Raw genomic sequence first — 14,838 nt, 5'->3', positions numbered from 1 at the left:
GTTAGAATAAAGCATTCCGCAGGCAATCGTTTGTACTTATGTTTTCAATTTTGTAAAAAGGGCATCGCCATAGAAAAGCGACACCCTTTTTTTCAAACTTTCTAACTATTCTTCAAAAGACATCTGGCTTGGATTTGCATCATCCAGATAAGCCGTTCTCTCAGCACCGTACTGTGCAAAGAAATCTTCCTTTTCTGTCATGATGCCACCCGGCAGTTCGATCGGATATTCGTCGATGCTGTCGGTATCATACGACAAATTGTATCCTCCAACATCAGAATAACTATTGTAAACAATACGTGTTGCCTCTGACAACTTACATGCCGTTGCTCCGTCAGAAGAATCTCCCTTTTCATATGTACCATATGTCGTCACAGAGGTATGCCCAAGAAGCATATCATACGCAAATGTTGCCTCTGTCATCACCATCTCATATGTACCATCTTCCTTCAGGGTCAACTGATATTCATCATAATCGGTTCCGCCATAGGAATTTTCCTTATCTTCACCAAAAATGTATACACTACCCTTTGCCGCACCAGCATCAGATGCAGCGGAATTTCCTGCATTGCCGGAACCCTTTGTTCCACCAATCAGCCTTGTTCCAAAGCCGCCCACAAGAAGCCCAAGCAAGACAGCAACAACTACTAATACAACAACTTTATTCTTCTTCACAATATCATCTCCTTCTTCTTCCTGCTTTGGCAGACTCTTTGCATATTTTGCCCAACGGATGCTGGTCAAGATGATCAAAAGTCCACAAATACCAAAGACAATAATATCTAAGATTATCAGTGCGATCTCCCATGGAGCCTTCTGGCTTGCCACCGTTCCGTCATCGGAAACGCTGTCCATGGCATTGGATGTACCAACTGCATAGATCACATTCTTTGCAGCGCGTGCCACATTGTTCATAACGGTCGCATTGGATGTCCAGTCTGTCGTACTTCCATCTTCCTCTGCGTAGGAATCCAGTGCCCAGTAACTCTTGTTGGTGTTCAGCCACAGGTCGGTTCCTGCTGCAAGACCGGATACGATATCCTGATAGAACATTGCCGGTACGGAAGCCTGGTCTGTGATGACCATACCTTCAAATCCCCATTCACCACGGAGTACATTGGTCATAAGTCCCTTGTGTGCGCCGACCCAACGGGCACCGATACGGTTCATACCAGCCATGGCTGCGTTGGTATTTCCGATCGTAACGGTATATTCAAATCCCTTTAAGTAAATTTCACGGATTGCCTGCTCATTTGCAAACATAGCACCGCCATAACGGTTGGTCTCCTGATCGTTCAAAGCAAAGTGCTTCATATAAGTGATAACGCCTTTTTCTCTTGCGCCCTTAACCTCATTTCCTGCCAACTGACCGGAAAGGAAACCATCCTCTGAGAAGTATTCAAAGTTACGTCCGCTGTATGGAGAACGATGAATGTCAACACCCGGTGCATACCAGCCGGCAACGCCTGTGTTGATAGAGTCCTCGCCAAGGCTGAGTCCCATTTCATACAAAAGATCTGTATTCCAGGTACAAGCCATCACGGCTTCTACCGGATATGCCATAGCAGACTGCCCACCGACCAGTGTTCCGGAAATACCGGAGGTACCGTCTTTATCTGTGGTTGCCGGAAGTCCGATATCATCTGCCTGAATGGTTGCATAACCACCCTGACGTACCAGTTGCATTGCGCGGTCTGCGGATAATTCGCTGACAAGTTCTGACCAGATCTCATCATCATAAGATGCATCCTTTGCATCGGATACCTTTTTTTCACTATCCTGCTCAAATTCCGGCATAGCACTGCCGTCATTTACCACGTCATCGCTTCGATCCCATTGCAGATCAGAAAGCAAGGCATCACTTGCCGTCATGTTTCCATCTGCATAAGTGCTTGGGAATGATCCACTCCAGTCACTTCTGGTAAGATAAGCAAAGGAATCATCATAGTAACGGATATCGACATCTGCAAACTGGTTTGTGATGTCATTTCCTGTTTCCGTAGATTTCGCATAAGTTGTAGTATCCAGCGTATCTACAGTCGTCTTATAAGTCATATCCGCATTGCCGTCTGCATCCATACCATTTTCTGTGGTATAGCCCTTGGCTGCTAAGATATTATTGAGTGCCTCATGTGCATCGCTTGCTGCCGTAAAATAATAATCTCCGGCATCTACCACATAGGTCTTTGCATTTGCGGCATCATAGGCTTTCATGACTTCTTTATCCACCGATACGGTAACTGTCTGGTCTTTGCCCGGTTCAATGGAATCTGTCTTTGTAAATCCGATCAGTTCTACGGCTGATTTTTCAATACCGTTTTCCTTGTCATAGTCGGTATATGGCGACTGCATGTAGACTTCTACAACATCCTTGCCTGCCACATCTCCAGTATTCTTTACGGTCACACTGACTTCGTATGTATCGCCCTTATCCTCTACGGAATAATCAGACCACTTGAAGTCGGTGTAGGAAAGTCCATAGCCAAATGGGAACTGTACGGTAGAAGTGTAGTCATAATCGCCTGCATTTCCGCTTCCCATCACGGCATCTTCGTAACGTGTCTCATAATAACGATAACCAACATAGATACCCTCAGAATAAACGGTATATTTGTTACCGTTTGTCACATCACTGTTGGTGATGGTAAAGTCACCAATGTTTTCTGCCGATGGAGCACTCAGGGAATCATAGGCATAGGTATCTGCTAAATGTCCCGAGAAGTTAGTCTTTCCGGCAAGTGCTTCTGCAACAGCCTTGATACCTTCCTGACCAACACCGCCAACCCATACACAAGCCTTGACATTCTTGTAGGCTTCGTCATTTAAAAAGCCCAGTTCCATGGCATTGTTGGCATTGACAAGCACAACAACATTATCAAAATTCTGACAAGCCATGGTCAGCATGTCTCTTTCATCCTGATCCAGTTCCAGATATTTGTAGCCGTTTGCCAGTGGCTCGGTTGGGATATCTGCACTCTCGCCGCCACTGCGTCCGATACAAACGATAGCTGCATCATTATAGTCTTTGAAACTATCCTTCACATCATCTGTGTAGACGCTTGCCGGCACCTCATTTACGGCAAATTCGCCTGCGCCGGTCTCATCCGGCACACTCTTGCGATAATCCTTACCGGCACCGCTGTCATAGAAATCCCACAAGGTTTCATTGACATCAAAACCGGATGCTTCCATCGCCTCCTTCAAATTAAGAGCCAGGGAAGTATCAACCGAGCCGGAACCGGAACCGCCATAGACAAAGTCTACGGAATCCTGTCCCAGCAAAGATACCTTTGCGCCTTCTTTTAATGGCAATCCGTCCTCATTTTTCAAAAGGACCATGCCCTCTTCCTCAATGGTCTGGCAGACTTTTGCAGATTCATCTGTCGTAACCACATCGGAACCACTGGTGTAGACCGTAATCAGATCTTTATACAAAGATGCGTAATAATTGCCGATGGCAAGTGCAACGATCAATACACCACACACAACATAAGTCACTATGGACTTTGTTTTGCTAAATGGTTTTGTCTTCATTGTTTCCTCCTTTTAAGCCTTTGGCTCAATCTTTCTATGCCTACCATAATAAAAAAAGCCAGACCCTACAATGGGTCTGGCACATCTGACCGATTTCTGACATATTTGGCAGATTATCTATGTTCCGCTTCTTTATAAAGGCGCAAAAATTCCGCCGGCATAGGCAGGAGGATCTGCAGGGTAAACATATTATCGGCGACCGAGGTTGCCATGGAACCGCCGTATTTTTTAGCGATATGCCGCATACTCTTCATCCCAAAGCCGTGATAATCTTTGTTGCGCTTAGTCGTGATCGGCAGCCCGTCCGCAAAGGCTACCTTTTCCTCACAATAATTGTTGATCTGGATACTAAGGAAATCCCCGACCGCCCGGATGGTCAGGCTGATGATACGCTTGTCGGTATCCTGATACTTGCTGACATTTTCTATGGCATTATCCAGAGCGTTTCCCAGCAATGCATAAATATCCAGTGTCGACATAAAATCCAGATGACTGGCATCCACGATACAGGACAGGCGGATATCACGCCTGCCACAGATCAGGGTCTTCTCGGAAATAATGGTATTTACCACCTCATTTCCGGTCTCAACAACAGCATCATAGATACCGATGGCATCCTCCAGTTCCCGGATATAATCACTGCGCTCCCCTTCGCTGACATGCTCTAAGGCACGGATCTGGTGCTTGAGGTCATGGCACTTGTGATTGATGGTCTCGATATTTTCCCTGGAGAGTTCGTACTGGCGTTTTCTCTCATATAAGAGGTGCTCCACGATCTCCTTTTCCTGATTGATATTGCGGATCTGCAAGATCCCATGCTGCACCCAAAGTAGCAGGATACAGATCAGAAAATCTACCGTTGCCCCCTGATAATTTACATGATCATAGGTATTGGAATTGCTCACGAAAATTGCCTGACACATAAAGGTTGCCAGATAGACGATGCCAAACAACATCCCACAAAAGGCGATATTGCTTGGATTATCTTCAAAGAGCCGCCCCCCGCTGTCCTTTAGTTTCTGATGAAAGACCTTGTAAAAAATAAAATAAAAGAGCGCTGTTGTAAAGATACACATAAGTCCGTAATCCCATAGTCTTTCCAACAAAATCTTGCAGACACCGCGTGCGATCACTTCATTGATGATGACATATTCAATGTGCTGCAGACTGTAGGCTCCCGCGCACAAGAACATGGCATCCGCCTTGCTCAGATCAAAACTGTAATAAATATAGAGGATGGTTCCCGCGGACAAAAGGACATACCACAAAATATTTACGGCATTGATCCAGATCCCCGATACCTGTTTGGTCAGATCCAATACATAGGTCACATAAATCCCTGCGGACAGACTAAAGACCAGCCAGCCCACCGGCAGCAGCCATTTCCCGGTCGTACGCTTCTTGGTAAAACAGGCGGCAAAGAGGATCTCTGCCAAAAGCAGTTCCCAGATAAAGCGGAGTTCTTCAAAGACATCCAGTGCAGAAATTCCCATCATGCCATACCTCCGATATATCTGGTCAAGGCATCCACAAAGGCTGTCTTTTTGTTGCGGCTGATCGGCAGTTGGTCAGACCCTACCGTAACCGTATTTCCATGGAGACAGGCTACCTTTGCAAGATTGACTAGGTAAGATTGGTTACAACGGACAAAATGATAGCGTTCCAGTTCTTCCTCAGCCTCTTTCATGGCGCCGCGTACTTCATAGACCTGCCCGGTCGTATGGTATTGCAGATAATGACGGATAACCTCGACATACAGGATGTCCTCGATCGCCACCGGCTGTATACCATCTGACGTCTGCAGCATCATCTGCTTTTTCTCATGCCGCCCCATATAGCGCATTGCCTTTTTCATCTTGAGGGCAAACTCCTGATAGCCCAGCGGCTTGATGACATAATCGATTGCCTCGACCTCGTAGCCATGCAGGGCATACTGTGCCATATTGGTAATAAACATAAGCAGGACTTCCTTGTCATCCTGTCGGATCCTGCGCGCCAGAGAAATGCCGTCCATGCCCGGCATTTCCACATCCAGAAGGATCAGGTCTGCATCCTTTTGATAATGCTCCAAAAAATCCTCCGGACTTTCATAGACTTGTGCGATCACGCTGACCTTCTGCTCTTTTTCAAAAGTTTTCAGATAATCAGCGATCTCATCCCGCATCTTTTTTTCATCATCTACTACGACTACTCGCATACGTTTCTTCCTTTTCTTACACTGTAAAAGAGGTGCCGCTTTTGCGACACCTCTTATTCTATCATGGATTATTTTACTTTTGCAAATGCCTGATCCAGATCTGCGATAATATCATCGATATGCTCGGTACCGATAGACAAGCGGATCGTGTTTGGCTTGATGCCCTGATCTGCTAATTCTTCCGGTGACAACTGTGAATGTGTTGTTGTTGCCGGATGGATCACAAGGCTCTTTACGTCTGCTACATTCGCAAGCAGTGAGAAGATCTCCAGATTGTCGATAAACTCATGTGCTTCCTTCTGTCCGCCCTTGATCTCGAAGGTAAAGATAGAACCGCCACCATTCGGGAAGTACTTCTCATAGAGATCATGCTGTGGATGATCCGGCAGAGAAGGATGGTTTACATGCTCAACCTGCGGATGCTTTGACAGATATTCAACCACTTTCTTGGTATTCTCTACATGACGCTCGATACGGAGTGACAATGTCTCTGTTCCCTGTAATAAAAGGAAAGCATTGAACGGAGAAATGGTTGCTCCTGTATCACGAAGCAGGATGGCTCTGATGTAAGTAACAAAAGCTGCCGGACCTGCCGCATCTACGAATGAGATACCATGGTAACTTGGGTTTGGCTCAGCGATCGGCGCATATTTGCCGCTTGCCTTCCAATCGAAAGTACCACCATCAACGATCACACCACCAAGGCTGGTGCCATGTCCTCCGATGAACTTGGTTGCGGAATGAACAACGATATCTGCACCATGCTCGATCGGACGAATCAGATAAGGTGTTCCGAAGGTATTGTCGATCGCAAGCGGAAGACCATGCTTGTGTGCGATCTCTGCGATAGCATCGATATCAGGAATATCTGAATTTGGATTTCCTAAGGTCTCGATAAAGATGGCTGTGGTATTGTCCTGGATAGCACCCTCTACTTCTGCAAGATTGTGAACATCTACGAAAGTTGTCTCAATGCCGTAAAGTTTCAGGGTATGTGCTAAAAGGTTGTAACTTCCACCATAGATGGTCTTCTGTGCTACGATATGGTCGCCTGCTTTAGCAAGTGCCTGGATCGTATAAGTGATGGCTGCTGCACCGGATGCAACGGCAAGACCTGCCACACCACCTTCCAGGGCTGCGATACGATCTTCAAATACACCCTGGGTTGAATTGGTAAGTCTTCCATAAATATTACCTGCATCTGCCAATCCGAAACGATCAGCGGCATGCTGTGAATTGCGGAATACATAAGATGTTGTCTGGTAGATCGGAACGGCTCTTGCATCGGTTGCCGGGTCTGCTTCTTCCTGTCCTACGTGTAACTGTAATGTCTCAAATCTGTATTTTCTTTCTTCACTCATTTTCATTTTCTCCTTTAAATCTGTTCTTGGTTTTTACTCGCTCTTTCTTATCTCATCTCTGCCTTGCGGCAACATCGCCAGGAACACATTCGAAAATGAACCAGTTCATCAAAATAATTCATGATCTTTTCCTCTCCCTATATTCATACTAACTTACTAGGAATTGTGATGTTAGAATCATATCCTATAATTCCTAGTATGTCAATAGGTTTTAGGACTTTTTCAAAAAAACTTTAAATGACATAATTATTCGCCATCATTCCCTGTTCTTCCTCGACAAGGTCAGCCAGCGTCGTGTTGTCGATCACGCTGCTGATGGCGGCATCCAGTTTCTTCCAAAAATGCAGTGTCACGCAGTTGTCCGCACGATCACACTGATTGATGTCATCTGCCAAGCATGCGACCGGCACCATATCTCCTTCTGTCAGGCGCAGGATCTGACCCATTGTGTAATCTTTTGGATCACGTGTCAGGACGTAACCGCCCTGGGGTCCACGGATCGATCTGACAAAGCCTGCCTTGTTTAAAATAGATACCACCTGTTCCAGATACTTGTCTGAAATCCCCTGTCTTCCAGATACATCCTTGATGCGTACCGGCTCACCAGTATTGTGGAGTGCCAGATCTAACATAAAACGAATGGCGTATCTGCCTTTTGTTGAAACTCTCATATGAACCTCTTTTTCTATCAATAAATCTAATGTCCTGCCGCAAGTGCGACAGGACAACAACATACAAACCGATGCGATTAGTCTGCGAATAACGGTGTAGACAGATATCTGTCACCGGAATCCGGAAGAAGAACAACGATATTCTTACCCTTGTTTTCTTCTCTCTTCGCCACAATCGTAGCTGCCTTTAGTGCTGCGCCGGAAGAGATTCCAACCAGAACGCCCTCCGTTACTGCAAACTTTTTACCCTCTGTAAATGCATCCTCATTCTCGATTGGAATGATTTCATCATAAATGCTTGTATCCAAAGTATCTGGTATAAAACCTGCACCAATTCCCTGAATCTTGTGTGCGCCGGCCTTACCTGTGGAAAGAACTGCACTTGTCGCCGGTTCTACTGCAATTACCTGAATGCCAGGATTTTGTTCTTTTAAATACGCACCAACACCAGAAATCGTTCCACCCGTACCAACACCGGCAATGAAGATATCCACAGCCCCATCTGTCTGTTTCCATATTTCCGGACCTGTTGTAGCTTTGTGCGCAGCCGGATTTGCCGGGTTCACAAATTGTCCTAACACAATCGAATCTGCAATCTCGTTCTTTAACGCTTCCGCTTTTTCAATGGCGCCTTTCATGCCTTTTGCACCTTCGGTCAAAACAAGTTCTGCCCCATACGCTTTCAAAAGATTACGACGCTCTACACTCATCGTATCCGGAAGGGTAATAATGGTGCGATATCCCCTTGCTGTCGCAACTGCGGCAAGTCCAATTCCTGTATTCCCGGAAGTAGGCTCAATAATGGTCGCGCCCTCCTTCAAGAGGCCTTTGTTCTCCGCATCCTGAATCATCGCAAGTGCCACACGATCCTTCACAGAACCCGCCGGGTTTAAGTACTCCAACTTTGCTAGGATGGTTGCGTCCTTGACACCGACTGCCTCGGTGTAACGATTTAATTTCAAAATAGGTGTGTTACCGATCAATTCTACTGCACTGTTCTTAATGTCTGCCATTTGCTTTTCCTCCTACAAATCCTGTCTGCTCACATCCGCTGATGCAGGCAACTAAGTATCAACATGTTTCATTTCATCACAAAATTCACAATTCCTATATTCCTAGTCAAATAGTAGGTTTTCTATGATTTGTAGTTTAAAGGATAGGATTTTATTTGTCAATACCTTTCTTTACCTTATCTCTGGCTTCTTTATACTCCTGCCTGTCCATCGGATAGATATAGCCACAACTTTCACACATAATGCCGCGTTCCTTTTCAATATTTACAACCGGTATCCAAAATAAAGTGCCCTGGTTTAAGTGGCGACACAAGGTCATATATGCATCGTGTCCACAGTTTTTGCAAATACCTCTTCCTACATGTCCCTCGCGTTTGAATACCATTTTCTGTCCATGTACTACTGCCATTGCGCACCTCCGTTCAAGCGTGTGATCTGTTTCAGATTGGCAATCATACCGCTGAATTCCTCGGTCATCTTAGCGGCACTTCCCACCAGCGTTCGGCTGCCATCGGCGGTTTCTAATGCTATGTAAATCGTCTCCTGGGGCTCGCCATCGACCATATTACAGCGGAAGACATTGTGAATCTCCTGTAAGTCCATGATGCGAAAGCCCTCCTTAGCCGCTGCAAAATCCAAAAGATACCGACGTCCATATGCCACCTGATATTTTTTGGAAAATTTTGCTCCCGTATAGGAAAAATCATTGTAAAGAATTTGCAGGCTTCCCTCCTCCTCCATTTCCCTCAACTGGGCTTTGATGCGCTTCTTCTTGGTTCCAGCTGTGCCAAACATCAGTATTGCAACAAAGGCAAAAATACCAGCCGCCAGAAGATATACATCCCCTTCGCTGTCTCCAATGCCCAGCAAAGCAAAAAAAGCCATCCAATGCCACGATTATGAAGTTGGCACTGGACGACTTTCGCCTTTTTCTTCGATTGTTCTTATCCCCTGTCTCATCTTCTGCCTCTACTTCTCTGCTAAACCAACGTCAACTTACCCAGTTTAGCGCCGTAAGCGATGCAAGACCACAATCTAAAGTTGAAGTTTACTCTGAATCAGTTTCTTTACAGCATCAAAACTCTCCTTGCTAATGACATGCTCAATACGACAGGCATCTTCCAAAGCAATTTCTTCCGGAACCCCCAGTGCCATGAGTCCCTGTGAGATCATTTCATGGCGTTCGTAAATCATCTCTGCAATCTCACGTCCTGCATCTGTAAGATAAATATATCCTGCATCTGTTACCGTAATCTGCTCCTTTTCACGCAGATTTTTCATTGCAATACTGACACTTGACTTTTTGAAATCCAGTTCATTTGCAATATCAACTGCTCGGACAACCGGTAATCTCTTACTAAGAATCAAAATGGTTTCCAAATAATTCTCAGCTGATTCATTAATAAATGTTCGCATACAATTTCAACCTCCTAAAATCTATGACTGACTCTGAGAGTAGCAAATAATCTTTTTCAAATGATTCTGATGTCAAAACTCTTTAGATATGACTATCATAACATATTTAGGATAGCAGGTGAAGATATTTCTATGCTTCCTTTTACTCTGCTACTGTTTCATCTGCGATCGGCATGGCACCGTTATCCTCGTGTGCGATTTCCTCTAATGCCTCGCTTTCGGCCTCTGCATCCGCATTCTCCTCGCAGTCCTCATCATAAACTACGATCTCCCTGATCGCATGTTCATTTCCCTGCACCAGATAGGTATGCTCACTTCCGCAGTACGGACAGATCTTTCCGTGTTCTACCGTACCGTAAGTCTTTTCGCAGTCCTCACAGAAAGTAACTGCCGGGATCATCTCCACTTCCAACTGGCAATCCTTTAAGATCTCACTCTTGGTACACTTCCACTTCCAGCAGTCCTCCAGATAGGACGGAATGACGGTAGATACTTCTCCGATCTCTAAGACAACCTTGGCAACATGATTGACATGGTTTTCCACTGCCAGAGATTCTACTTTCTTTGCAATATGAAATACGATTCCTAATTCATGCATGTTCTTTTCCTCTTTAATCTCCATATTCCCCGGACAAGCGCAGTTTCTCATCCCCGCCTGCCTCGTAAGGCATCCGCATCTTGCAGACGCTGTACCAGTATAACATATCAGCCGCCTACTTGCATCCTTTTACGCAGGTAGACGGCTGATTATCACCATATTTTTATTTCTGGTAAAAATTATTTGTTCTGCATTGCCTCTTTATGCGCCTTGATTGCAGCCTTTTCCTCTGCTGTCTTTGGTGCAAAGACAATCTTAACGGCACGCTTCAACTCATAAGGAATGATAGCCTTGAACTTGTCTTCTGCTGTCACCATGGTTGAGCACTCTGGGTGATCTCTGTGGAGTGTGATAGCATCAAATGCACACTTGGTCGTACATACACCACAACCGATACACTTGTTGGCATCTACGATCGTAGCACCACAGCCTAAGCAACGGGAAGTCTCGATCTTGACCTGTTCCTCGGTAAGTGCGATATGCGCATCCTTGAAGGACTTGTTGCCAAGTGTCTCGTCAAATCCTTCTGACTGACGGGAAGAATTGTCGTAACTCTCTACTAAGATATCATCCTTGTTGAGTTCGATGAATTCCCACTTGTTACGTCCGATGGTCATATGACCATTCTGCACATATCTATGTAAGGATTCAGATGCCCAGTGACCTGCTGCGATCGCATCGATTGCGAACTTCGGTCCTGTCATGACATCACCACCGATAAAGAGATCCGGTGCACCCTGCACCTGATAGGTAAGTCCGTCTGCTACCAGAGCCGGTCCTCTGAATTCTACATCTTCGCTCTTTAAGAGATCGCCCCATACAGACTGCTGTCCTACGGCAAAGATCACGCGGTCACAGTCGATCGTGATGGTCTCGCTTTCGTCATATTTTGGAGCAAATTTCTTGCGTCCGTCTACTTCTTCAAATACAGATACGCACTTCTTGAAGATGATGCCGGATACCTTTCCGTCTGTAACGAGAACTTCCTTTGGTCCCCATCCACACTTGATGGTAACACCATCTTCACCTGCTTCTCTTACTTCTTCATCAGATGCAGGCATTTCCTTCTCTGACTCCAAGCAAAGCTGTGTAACTTCTGAAGCACCGTTTCTTGCGCTGACACGAGCTGCATCGATAGCAACATTACCACCGCCGACAACAACAACCCTGCCATTGTAGTCTGCACCACCGCAGTTTGCATTCTTCAGGTAATCAATGGCTGTAAAGGTGCCTTCTGCATCATCCCCCGGTACACCAGGACGACGGCCTGCAGAGCATCCGATAGCAATATAGAATGCCTTGTATCCCTGTGCACGAAGTTCGTCTAAGGAGATATCCTTACCAACTTCTACGCCGGTCTTGATCTCAACGCCCATCTCGCGCATGATGTCGATCTCAGCCTCGATGACGTCTTTTTCCAACTTGTAAGATGGAATACCATAGCGAAGCATACCGCCGGCATTCTCGTTCTTCTCAAATACGGTTGGCTTGTAGCCTCTCTCTGCCAAGTAGAATGCGCAGGAAAGTCCGGCTGGTCCACCACCGATGATAGCGATCTTTTCTTCCCATCCGTTCTTGTGGATGCTGGCTGGAACAACGATTGGAGGAACGTATCTGGTATCTGCATGCAGATCGCGCTCTGCGATGAAACGCTTTACTGCATCGATAGCGATCGGTTCGTCAATGGTTCCTCTGGTACAAGCATCCTCACAACGTCTGTTACAGATACGTCCGCAGACAGCCGGGAATGGATTCTGCTTTTTGATCAGTGCCAGAGCCTCTGTGTACTCACCCTGTGCTGCCTTCTTTAAGTATCCCTGTACCGCGATATGTGCAGGACATGCTGTCTTACATGGAGCAGTACCGGTCTTGTGGGAATTGATACGGTTGTTGTCTCTGTAATCCGGGTCATAGTATTCCTTGCCCCATTTTACCTTATCCGGAAGCAACTGCTTTGGATAGGTCACTTCGGTTCCGTCTGCCTTGCAGAGTTTCTGTCCCAGTCTGGTTGCACCTGCCGGGCAATACTCTACGCAGCGTCCACAAGCCACACACTTGTCCTTGTCTACGTGTGCCACATAAGCGGAACGTGACATATTTGGTGTATTGAATAACTGTGATGTACGGAGTGCATTACAGATATTTACGTTACAGTTACAGATACCAAAGATCTTGTTCTCGCCATCGATATTGGTGATCTGATGTACGAAACCATTGTCCTCAGCACGTTGTAAGATCTCAAGTGCTTCTTCTTTTGTGATGTCATGACCCTTACCGGTCTCACGGCAGTAATCTGCGAAATCGCCGACGCCGATACACCAGCCGTAATCATCATCTGCAACACCTTCACCGATCGCCTTACGGGAAGCACGGCAGGAACAACGTCCTACACCGATCTTGCCTTCGTATTTAGACAGCCAGTAAGATAATTTCTCGATGTCGATGGCCTCATTTTCCATAGAGATTGCTTTCTCTACCGGGATAACGTGCATGCCGACACCTGCACCACCAGGAGGTACCATCTGTGTAATACCATCCAATGGGATATAAGTCATACGCTCGAAGAAAGAAGCAACATCCGGGTGCTGTTCCAATCTAGGATTGCCCTTGACATCCCCCGGGATTTCTTCCATGTTGAAAAGTTCAGCAGAACCAGGTACAAACATCGGAAGTGTGTAGCGTCTTTCTGACTGTGGTGCTGTACGGCCATTGTGGTCATAATGATAGCCGTAATCATACTCCAAAAGTCCGATATAAGACATTTCATCCAATAACTTCTGAAAGCCTTCTTTCCCTTTTTCTGCTACCTTGTCTTTGTTCATTTCACAGAGTTGATCAAACGTGTAATGCACACGTCTTTTCATGGTAAGACCTACCTCTGCCATTTCCTCTGTAATGATCTCTGCGAGTCCCCAGTATTCCGGATCCTCTGCGGTAACGCCACCGATCATATGACCGGCAACATCTGTGATTCGCTTTCCTAAAGCGATGATCTTTGGACTTGGATTCTTGTCGCCTTTGTGATTCGCAGGCCACTCATTGTACTTATTCATGTCCATGTCTATACTCTCCTTTTCTCATTTCTTATTACTTGTTTCTATTGTCTGCACCGATGCGGTGCTAAACATTCTCTTGTAATTACTTATGTATGTTCTTCACTCATGCCAAAATGCATTTCCCGCAGACCCTCGACCTCGTCGCAGATCTCCTGTAAGCCACAGGAACCACAATCCATATTGACATCTTTTAGCATATGATCGATGGTCGCCGTGATCTGCTTGGTCTTTTTGAGCCCTTCCTGCAGACCGGCGTAATCAGCACCCGGATCTGTGATAAAGATGATCTTTACTGCCTCGACTTCCTTGTGCAGGTGGAGTGCCTTTTGCATGGCATTACCGATCGCCGTAAAATTCAGCCCCTGTTCCAGTGCATCTGCCGCCACGCGCACGCTCTCCCTGTCATTGGAAGATGAAACGCGAAGCATAAAGCCCTTAGGGTAGATGTGGTAACGGAAGTAGCCGATGTTCTGGATGGTATTGTATAACTTGTCTCCCGTTCCAATACTATCCTCGGCAACACGTACCAGGGCGATCCTTGCATATGGGGTGTCCTCTGTGATCTGTGGCAGATCTTTTCCTATGAGGATGATCTCATCCTCTCCTACCAGATCTGTCTCCGTCGTCACTAAGGTATTGCCCACGGCAGGAAGATTATGCCCGCCCAGTTCATATGCCATATCTGCCTGTAAGATCATCATTGCTTTTCCGGCATCCTGCCAGTCTCTGCTGATCGGATCTGCAGCGTCACCGACCGGAAGTTTCACGACATCCTGACCTGAAAGGTCAGTCAGAATGTCATTGATAATCTCATCATAAAGTCTCATAGATGTGTGTCTCTTTCTATCTTATCGTAATGCTTTAACATCAACGGTTCGATCGCTGCCGTAAGTTTCATATCCAAGTTGAAGAAATATACGATAAAACTCAAAACAAAGAGGCAAACCAAAACGATTGCAATGATCAAAAGTACATGAAGAAATGTTGCCATA

At 45.9% G+C, this 14,838-nt stretch carries 12 protein-coding genes and 1 pseudogene; all 13 read right to left on the bottom strand.

Annotated features, from left to right (window positions below; translation table 11 throughout):
* Positions 1 to 105: 105 nt before the first annotated feature.
* Positions 106 to 3,534, bottom strand: coding sequence for a glycoside hydrolase family 3 protein (locus H8R94_RS10085; protein ID WP_186854579.1), 3,429 nt, complete (start codon positions 3,532 to 3,534; stop codon positions 106 to 108).
* A gap of 113 nt (positions 3,535 to 3,647) precedes the next feature.
* Positions 3,648 to 5,030 carry an ATP-binding protein gene (locus H8R94_RS10080; protein WP_186854578.1) on the bottom strand — a complete coding sequence of 461 codons (1,383 nt, stop codon included), beginning with the start codon at positions 5,028 to 5,030 and terminating at the stop codon, positions 3,648 to 3,650.
* Complete coding sequence (locus H8R94_RS10075) at positions 5,027 to 5,731, bottom strand: LytR/AlgR family response regulator transcription factor (RefSeq protein WP_186854577.1); 705 nt, start codon at positions 5,729 to 5,731, stop codon at positions 5,027 to 5,029. The genes H8R94_RS10080 and H8R94_RS10075 overlap by 4 nt, the downstream gene beginning before the upstream one ends.
* Before the next feature lie 68 nt (positions 5,732 to 5,799).
* A complete protein-coding gene (locus H8R94_RS10070; protein WP_178011161.1) occupies positions 5,800 to 7,092 on the bottom strand; it encodes an O-acetylhomoserine aminocarboxypropyltransferase/cysteine synthase family protein in 1,293 nt (430 codons plus the stop codon).
* Between the two features lie 233 nt (positions 7,093 to 7,325).
* Positions 7,326 to 7,763, bottom strand: a complete 438-nt coding sequence (locus H8R94_RS10065) for an RrF2 family transcriptional regulator (protein WP_118282168.1) — start codon at positions 7,761 to 7,763, stop codon at positions 7,326 to 7,328.
* A gap of 77 nt (positions 7,764 to 7,840) precedes the next feature.
* Positions 7,841 to 8,776 carry a cysteine synthase A gene (gene cysK / locus H8R94_RS10060; RefSeq protein ID WP_186854576.1) on the bottom strand — a complete coding sequence of 312 codons (936 nt, stop codon included), beginning with the start codon at positions 8,774 to 8,776 and terminating at the stop codon, positions 7,841 to 7,843.
* Positions 8,777 to 8,927: 151 nt separating this feature from the next.
* Complete coding sequence (locus H8R94_RS10055; protein ID WP_118282174.1) at positions 8,928 to 9,185, bottom strand: zinc-ribbon domain-containing protein; 258 nt, start codon at positions 9,183 to 9,185, stop codon at positions 8,928 to 8,930.
* Positions 9,176 to 9,661, bottom strand: a complete 486-nt coding sequence (locus H8R94_RS10050) for a hypothetical protein (RefSeq protein WP_186854575.1) — start codon at positions 9,659 to 9,661, stop codon at positions 9,176 to 9,178. Before H8R94_RS10050 ends, H8R94_RS10055 begins: the two co-directional genes overlap by 10 nt.
* Positions 9,662 to 9,811: 150 nt before the next feature.
* On the bottom strand, positions 9,812 to 10,192 hold the full coding sequence (locus H8R94_RS10045) for a metal-dependent transcriptional regulator (RefSeq protein ID WP_186854574.1): 381 nt from the start codon (positions 10,190 to 10,192) through the stop codon (positions 9,812 to 9,814).
* Between the two features lie 259 nt (positions 10,193 to 10,451).
* A pseudogene (locus H8R94_RS10040) lies at positions 10,452 to 10,790 on the bottom strand (hydrogenase maturation nickel metallochaperone HypA); the annotation flags it as partial.
* Between the two features lie 179 nt (positions 10,791 to 10,969).
* Positions 10,970 to 13,843 (bottom strand): FAD-dependent oxidoreductase, encoded by a 2,874-nt coding sequence (locus H8R94_RS10035; protein ID WP_118282340.1) that lies wholly within the window; start codon positions 13,841 to 13,843, stop codon positions 10,970 to 10,972.
* 89 nt (positions 13,844 to 13,932) lie between these two features.
* On the bottom strand, positions 13,933 to 14,673 hold the full coding sequence (locus H8R94_RS10030) for a carbon monoxide dehydrogenase (protein ID WP_178011153.1): 741 nt from the start codon (positions 14,671 to 14,673) through the stop codon (positions 13,933 to 13,935).
* Positions 14,670 to 14,837 carry a hypothetical protein gene (locus H8R94_RS10025; protein WP_178011150.1) on the bottom strand — a complete coding sequence of 56 codons (168 nt, stop codon included), beginning with the start codon at positions 14,835 to 14,837 and terminating at the stop codon, positions 14,670 to 14,672. Before H8R94_RS10025 ends, H8R94_RS10030 begins: the two co-directional genes overlap by 4 nt.
* Position 14,838: the final 1 nt, after the last annotated feature.

It is taken from the genome of Roseburia lenta, from assembly GCF_014287435.1.
Taxonomy (GTDB): Bacteria; Bacillota; Clostridia; order Lachnospirales; family Lachnospiraceae; genus Pararoseburia; species Pararoseburia lenta.
The sequence above is the reverse complement of the archived record's forward strand: the minus strand, read 5'-3'. Positions and strand labels throughout refer to the sequence as shown.

Excerpts from the sequence above, each read along its gene's own strand:
- H8R94_RS10085 (WP_186854579.1), bottom strand. The coding sequence starts at position 3,534 with ATGAAGACAAAACCATTTAGCAAAACAAAGTCCATAGTGACTTATGTT.
- H8R94_RS10080 (WP_186854578.1), bottom strand. The coding sequence starts at position 5,030 with ATGATGGGAATTTCTGCACTGGATGTCTTTGAAGAACTCCGCTTTATC.
- H8R94_RS10075 (WP_186854577.1), bottom strand. The coding sequence starts at position 5,731 with ATGCGAGTAGTCGTAGTAGATGATGAAAAAAAGATGCGGGATGAGATC.
- H8R94_RS10070 (WP_178011161.1), bottom strand. The coding sequence starts at position 7,092 with ATGAGTGAAGAAAGAAAATACAGATTTGAGACATTACAGTTACACGTA.
- H8R94_RS10065 (WP_118282168.1), bottom strand. The coding sequence starts at position 7,763 with ATGAGAGTTTCAACAAAAGGCAGATACGCCATTCGTTTTATGTTAGAT.
- cysK (WP_186854576.1), bottom strand. The coding sequence starts at position 8,776 with ATGGCAGACATTAAGAACAGTGCAGTAGAATTGATCGGTAACACACCT.
- H8R94_RS10055 (WP_118282174.1), bottom strand. The coding sequence starts at position 9,185 with ATGGCAGTAGTACATGGACAGAAAATGGTATTCAAACGCGAGGGACAT.
- H8R94_RS10050 (WP_186854575.1), bottom strand. The coding sequence starts at position 9,661 with ATGGCTTTTTTTGCTTTGCTGGGCATTGGAGACAGCGAAGGGGATGTA.
- H8R94_RS10045 (WP_186854574.1), bottom strand. The coding sequence starts at position 10,192 with ATGCGAACATTTATTAATGAATCAGCTGAGAATTATTTGGAAACCATT.
- H8R94_RS10035 (WP_118282340.1), bottom strand. The coding sequence starts at position 13,843 with ATGAATAAGTACAATGAGTGGCCTGCGAATCACAAAGGCGACAAGAAT.
- H8R94_RS10030 (WP_178011153.1), bottom strand. The coding sequence starts at position 14,673 with ATGAGACTTTATGATGAGATTATCAATGACATTCTGACTGACCTTTCA.
- H8R94_RS10025 (WP_178011150.1), bottom strand. The coding sequence starts at position 14,837 with ATGGCAACATTTCTTCATGTACTTTTGATCATTGCAATCGTTTTGGTT.